General features: G+C 65.1%; 6 protein-coding genes and 1 pseudogene. 4 read left to right on the top strand and 3 right to left on the bottom strand.

What is annotated here, in order from left to right; genetic code table 11:
• Positions 1 to 117 precede the first annotated feature (117 nt).
• The 4 genes from purQ to grxD all read left to right on the top strand — a co-directional run bounded on the left by purQ (position 118) and on the right by grxD (position 3,749).
• Positions 118 to 810 (top strand): phosphoribosylformylglycinamidine synthase subunit PurQ, encoded by a 693-nt coding sequence (purQ, locus tag ACREC7_RS15470; protein ID WP_431556589.1) that lies wholly within the window; start codon positions 118 to 120, stop codon positions 808 to 810.
• A gap of 100 nt (positions 811 to 910) precedes the next feature.
• Entirely contained in the window at positions 911 to 3,118 is a 2,208-nt protein-coding gene (gene purL / locus ACREC7_RS15475; RefSeq protein WP_431556590.1) for a phosphoribosylformylglycinamidine synthase subunit PurL, read from the top strand.
• A gap of 31 nt (positions 3,119 to 3,149) precedes the next feature.
• Entirely contained in the window at positions 3,150 to 3,383 is a 234-nt protein-coding gene (locus ACREC7_RS15480) for a BolA family protein (RefSeq protein ID WP_431556591.1), read from the top strand.
• A 15-nt stretch (positions 3,384 to 3,398) separates the two neighbouring features.
• On the top strand, positions 3,399 to 3,749 hold the full coding sequence (gene grxD, locus ACREC7_RS15485) for a Grx4 family monothiol glutaredoxin (RefSeq protein WP_431556592.1): 351 nt from the start codon (positions 3,399 to 3,401) through the stop codon (positions 3,747 to 3,749).
• 180 nt (positions 3,750 to 3,929) lie between these two features.
• On the opposite strand, the gene rpsD is transcribed toward grxD, so the two are convergent.
• From rpsD to ACREC7_RS15500, 3 genes and pseudogenes are all read right to left on the bottom strand, one after another.
• Complete coding sequence (rpsD, locus tag ACREC7_RS15490) at positions 3,930 to 4,547, bottom strand: 30S ribosomal protein S4 (protein ID WP_431556593.1); 618 nt, start codon at positions 4,545 to 4,547, stop codon at positions 3,930 to 3,932.
• A 176-nt stretch (positions 4,548 to 4,723) separates the two neighbouring features.
• A complete protein-coding gene (locus ACREC7_RS15495) occupies positions 4,724 to 5,476 on the bottom strand; it encodes a hypothetical protein (RefSeq protein WP_431556594.1) in 753 nt (250 codons plus the stop codon).
• 76 nt (positions 5,477 to 5,552) lie between these two features.
• Positions 5,553 to 5,789, bottom strand: a pseudogene (locus ACREC7_RS15500) (RNA methyltransferase); the annotation flags it as partial.

Raw genomic sequence — 5,789 nt, forward strand, 5'->3', positions numbered from 1 at the left:
ACACGACTCGCTCGTCACCCCCCTCCGTTCGCGCCTTGCGCGAACGTGCTCCCCCGCAAGGGGGGAGCGGAACCAGGTTGGAGCGCTCAGTTTCATCTGCAGCTCAGCGAAACTTGCATGAGGGCTTCTGTCATCGTCTTCCCCGGATCGAATTGCGATCGCGACGCTGCCGTGGCGCTTGAGGCGGCGACGGGACGGCCGCCTTCCATGGTCTGGCACGGCGACGCCGAACTGCCGAAAAGCGACCTCATCGTTCTGCCAGGCGGCTTTTCCTATGGCGACTATCTCCGCTCAGGGGCCATGGCGGCGCATTCCCCGGTCATGCGCGAGGTCATCAGCCGCGCGAAGGCGGGGACGCCGGTGCTCGGCATTTGCAACGGCTTCCAGGTGCTGACCGAGGCGCGGCTGCTTCCAGGCGTGCTGATGCGCAACGCAACACTCAAGTTCATCTGCAAGGACGTGCATCTCCGCGTCGAGCGCACCGACACGAGCTTCACCGGCCGCTACGATAAAGGCCAGGTGGTCAAGTTCGCCATCGCCCACAAGGACGGCTGCTACTTCGCCGATGACGAGACGATTGGCCGGCTCGAAGGCGAGGGTCGCGTCGCCTTCCGCTATTGCACTCCTCAAGGCGAGGTGACGACGGAAGCCAATCCCAACGGTTCGCGCAACAACATCGCCGGCATCTACAACGAGGCGCGCACGGTGCTTGGGCTGATGCCGCATCCTGAGCGGCTGGCTGATCCGGCATTGAGCGGCACCGACGGCGCCAAGATGTTCAAAGGCCTGGTGGAAAGCCTCGCCGCGTAGTGGATTTCGTCATTGCCGGGCTTGACCCGGCAATCCATTCCGTTAGGGCTTCAGCTCGCGCTTTGGGTTCCGCCGCAGCCAGTCGATCAGCTCCTTCCGCATGAACAAGCCCACCCCGAAGATCACGCCGGACCTGGCCGCCGAGCATGGCCTCTCCCCTGACGAATACCGGCTGCTCGCCGCCGTGCTCGGCCGCGAGCCGAGCCTCACCGAGCTCGGCATCTTCTCGGTGATGTGGTCAGAGCACTGCTCCTACAAATCCTCCCGCGTGTGGCTCAGGCAATTGCCGACCAAGGGCCCGCAAGTGATCCAAGGCCCAGGCGAGAACGCCGGCGTAGTCGATCTCGGCGACGGCCAGGCGGCCGTGTTCAAGATGGAGAGCCACAACCACCCCTCCTATATCGAACCCTACCAGGGGGCCGCGACCGGCGTCGGCGGCATCATGCGCGACGTGTTCACCATGGGCGCGCGGCCGATCGCCAATATGAATGCGCTCAGATTCGGCGCGCCCGACCACGCCAAGACCCGGCACCTCGTTGCCGGCGTCGTGTCGGGCATCGGCGACTACGGCAATTGCATGGGCGTGCCCACGGTCGGCGGCGAGACCAATTTCGACGCAAGCTACAACGACAACATCCTGGTCAACGCCATGACCGTCGGTCTGGTCGATGCCAAGCGCATCTTCAAATCGGCGGCGAAGGGCGTTGGGCTGCCCGTGGTCTATGTCGGCTCAAAGACCGGGCGCGACGGCATTCACGGCGCCACCATGGCCTCGGCCGAATTCGACGAGGCGTCCGCCGAGAAGCGCCCGACGGTGCAGGTCGGCGATCCCTTCACCGAGAAGCTGCTGCTCGAAGCCTGCCTCGAGCTGATGCAGGAGGACGCCATCGTCGGCATCCAGGACATGGGCGCGGCCGGCCTCACCTCATCGTCGGTGGAGATGGCCGACAAGGGCGGCGTCGGCATCGAGCTCGACCTCGACCAGGTGCCGACCCGCGAAACCGGCATGACCGCCTATGAGATGATGCTGTCGGAGAGCCAGGAGCGCATGCTCATGGTGCTGAAGCCGGGTGCGGAGGCCGCAGCCGAGCGCGTGTTCCGTAAATGGGAGCTCGACTTCGCCGTGATCGGGCGGACCACCGACACCGGCAAGCTCGTGGTGCGTCACGGGGGCGCCGTGCAGGCCGATATTCCGCTGTCGGCGCTGGCGCATGCGGCGCCTGTCTATGAGCGCCCCTGGACGCCGAAGCCGAAGCCCGTCGCCATCGCGGCGGAGGATATACCCGCGCCGAATAGCCTGCTCGGCGCGCTGGAAACCATGATGGGTTCGCCTCACCTCTCCTCGCGCCGCTGGATCTGGGAACAATACGACCACATGGTCATGGCCGACACTGCGCAGCGCCCCGGCGGCGATGCCGCGGTGGTGCGGGTGCATGGCACGGTGAAGGGCCTCGCCATCTCTTGTGACGTGACGCCCCGCTACTGCGCCGCCGATCCGTGCGAGGGCGCCAAGCAGGCGGTCGCCGAATGCTGGCGCAATCTGACCGCGGTCGGCGCCGATCCGCTCGCCATCACCGACTGCATGAATTTCGGCAACCCGGAGCGGCCCGAGATCATGGGCGAGTTCGTCGAGGCGGTGATGGGCATGGCAGAGGCCTGCACGGCGCTTTCCTTCCCCGTCGTGTCGGGGAACGTGTCGCTCTACAACGAGACGAACGGCGTCGCCATTCCGCCGACGCCGGCCATCGGCGGCATCGGGCTGATCCCGAACATCGCCGCCATGGCAACCATGGCTCTGAAGCAGGACGGCGATGCGCTGATCCTCATCGGGCCAGAGGGGAGTCATCTCGGCCAATCGCTCTATCAGGAGCTCGCTAGCGGAAAATGCGAGGGCGCGCCGCCGCCGGTCGATCTCGCTGCCGAGCTGAGAGCGGGCGATTTCGTGCGCGGCCTGATCCGCGGCGGCCATGTCTCCGCGGTCCATGATATTTCTGATGGCGGACTCTTGGTTGCGGTCGCCGAGATGGCGCTTGCCGGCGGCCGTGGCGCCGCGCTCGACGCTGCTCCCGAGGGGCTTCCGGCCCACGCGGTGTGGTTCGGCGAGAACCAGGGGCGCTACGTCGTCGCAGCCGCGCCAGAGGAGGCCGGACGCATCTTGCAGGAGGCGGCCAAGGCCGGCATTCCCGCGCGGGCGATTGGAAAGGCGACGGGGGATGCCTTGAAACTCGCGAGCGAAGCGCCACTTTCGCTTGCGAGCTTACGCACCGCGCATGAGCGCTGGTTGCCGGGCTTCATGGGCGGCAGCTAGGATCGGCGGGACAGCCAAGGAAACGACGCACATGTCCATGGCGGCAGCGGATATCGAGCGGCTGATCAAGGAGCGGTTCCCAGACGCGCTTGTCTCGATCGACGACCTCGCCGGTGACGGCGACCATTACGCCGCCACTGTCGTGTCGGAAGCGTTTCGCGGCAAATCGCGCGTCGAGCAGCACAAGATGGTTTATGATGCGCTGAAAGGTCAGATGGGCGGGGCGCTGCATGCGCTCGCGCTCAGGACCAAGGCGCCGTCCTAAAGGAGATCAAATCGGATGAGCGAGCAGGAAATTCAGGACTGGATCGGCAAGCAGGTCGCGAGCAACGACGTCGTGCTGTTCATGAAGGGCACGAGAGAGATGCCGCAATGCGGCTTCTCCATGCAGGTGACGCAGATCCTCAACCATCTCGGCGTCGAATTCAAAGATATCAACGTGCTCGACAACATGAGCGTGCGCGACGGCATCAAGGCCTATTCAAACTGGCCGACCATTCCGCAGCTCTACGTCAAGGGCGAGTTCATCGGCGGCTGCGATATCGTGCGCGAGATGTTCCAGGCGGGCGAGTTGCAGGACCTTCTCACCGCCAAGGGCATCGCGCACAACGCCCAGACGCTGACGGCGTAGCGGCCCACGCTGGTCCTCACCCTGAGGAGGCCGCGCGAGCGGCCGTCTCGAAGGGTGACACGCTCCGGCCACTGTCATGCCCGCGAAGGCGGGCATCCAGTACTCCAATACGTCGGCAGTTGATTACTGGATCGCCCGGTCAAGCCGGGCGATGACAAGACTTTATGTTCTTGATTCCAGCTAGCGCGAGTAGAACTCGATGACGAGGTTCGGCTCCATCATCACCGGATAGGGCACATCCGACAGCGTCGGCGAGCGGAGCAGCTTTGCCGTCATCTTGGAGTGGTCCACCTCGAGATAGTCCGGCACGTCCCGCTCGGGGCTCTGCGCCGATTCGAGCACCATGCCGACATCCTTGACCTTGTCGCGCACCTCGACCACGTCGCCTTCGCGACAGCGGTAGCTCGAGATGTTGACGCGGCGGCCGTTGACCCGCACATGGCCGTGGCTCACGAACTGCCTGGCGGCGAACACCGTGGGCACGAATTTGGCGCGATAGACGATGGCATCGAGCCGGCGCTCCAAGAGGCCGATCAGATTTTCGGATGTATCGCCTCTGAGCCGCGCCGCCTCGCCGTAGATCGCCTTGAACTGCTTCTCGGTGATGTTGCCGTAATAGCCTTTCAGCTTCTGCTTGGCGCGCAGCTGCTGGCCGTAGTCGGAAAGCTTGCCGCGGCGGCGCTGGCCATGCTCGCCCGGTCCGTATTCCCGCTTGTTGTAAGGGCTCTTCGGCCGGCCCCAAATATTCTCGCCGAGCCTGCGGTCGATCTTATGCTTCGCGTGCACGCGTTTCGTCATTCTCAAAGCTCCAAAGCCGAATTGAGCTTGCTCGCCGGCTGGTTTGCCGCGCGGCCGCTCCTTGAACCATTTGCGATGAAGGGCAAAAGCCGCCTTTAGGCCTCGCCTTCGAGCGCTCCAAACCTAGAGTGAGGAAGCGCCGCCCGCGCTCTGTTACACGGAATGCCCGGAAAGTGTCAATTGGCGCCGCCGGCCACCGGAGCCGGAGCCGGAGCGGCCTGAGGCGCCGCCGCCTCTGCCGGGGGCGGGGGCGGGGGCGCCGGGGGTGCCGACTGCACATAGGTGTTGATCGCCGCCGTCACCTTTTCCTTCTGCCCAGGCGCGCATTCGAGCTTCTTCGTGGTGATGGTCGTGGCGGCGTCTTTGGTGGCGTCCTTGGCGGCGTTGGCCGCGGCGGCACCCTCCTTGGCCAAGGATTCCGATTGGCCGGCGTCAGACTCGGTGATCTTGACGTTGCCGGCGAAGTAGGAGGTGGCGAAGGTGTGCAGGGCATGGATGAACATCATCTGCTGTGCGGTCCAGCCGCGCAGCTTCTCGCTCCGAATCAGCGCGTCGAAATTCGCCTTTTCGAACTCGGGGAGCTGGCAGACCTCGGCGTAGGCCGAGCGCGTGGCGACGCGGATGATCTGGCGCGCATCGTCGAGAGGAATGAGATATTTGTTGGGGTCGGATTTATCCAGTTTGATCATCTGCCCGCCAGGCCCTGCCGGCACTTGGTCGGGAACGATGGAGAGCGCGAAGGTCGACATCACGCGAACGGCGCTGTCGCTGAGCCCTTTGGAGGCGCCTTGCCCTGCATCGGCAGGCTTGGTGCGGTTGCCAAGCTCCTCGGCAACGTAGTGGACGCCGGCCTGGTCCGCGGCGTTAAGCGGCCCTCCGGCCAAGAGCGCGAGCGCTGCCCCGCCCCATCCAATCCACGCAACTCGCATTGATTGCCCCTCTCCCTGCGGTGCCCGGAAGCTAATCATCCTCAAGGGTCATCGCAATAGCAGAAACGGGGCAGAACTATGACCCCTCGTCCTTGCGCTTGCGCCGGTTGCCACGGCTGAGCGAGGACACGATCCCGCGCCAGGTGCGCACGTCCTGCTCGGTCGCGCCCATGCGATGAAACATGTTGCGGATGGCGCGCACCATGGTGGGTCGCTTCTCCGGCGGACGCAGGAAACCGCACCGGTCGAGCTCGCTCTCAAGGTGCTCGAAGAGAGCGAGCAGCTCGGCGCGGGTCGCGGTCCGCGTGGCGCC

The sequence above is a fragment of the Methyloceanibacter sp. genome (assembly GCF_050728395.1).
Taxonomy (GTDB): domain Bacteria; phylum Pseudomonadota; class Alphaproteobacteria; order Rhizobiales; family Methyloligellaceae; genus Methyloceanibacter.

Excerpts from the sequence above, each read along its gene's own strand:
- purQ (WP_431556589.1), top strand. The coding sequence starts at position 118 with ATGAGGGCTTCTGTCATCGTCTTCCCCGGATCGAATTGCGATCGCGAC.
- purL (WP_431556590.1), top strand. The coding sequence starts at position 911 with ATGAACAAGCCCACCCCGAAGATCACGCCGGACCTGGCCGCCGAGCAT.
- ACREC7_RS15480 (WP_431556591.1), top strand. The coding sequence starts at position 3,150 with ATGTCCATGGCGGCAGCGGATATCGAGCGGCTGATCAAGGAGCGGTTC.
- grxD (WP_431556592.1), top strand. The coding sequence starts at position 3,399 with ATGAGCGAGCAGGAAATTCAGGACTGGATCGGCAAGCAGGTCGCGAGC.
- rpsD (WP_431556593.1), bottom strand. The coding sequence starts at position 4,547 with ATGACGAAACGCGTGCACGCGAAGCATAAGATCGACCGCAGGCTCGGC.
- ACREC7_RS15495 (WP_431556594.1), bottom strand. The coding sequence starts at position 5,476 with ATGCGAGTTGCGTGGATTGGATGGGGCGGGGCAGCGCTCGCGCTCTTG.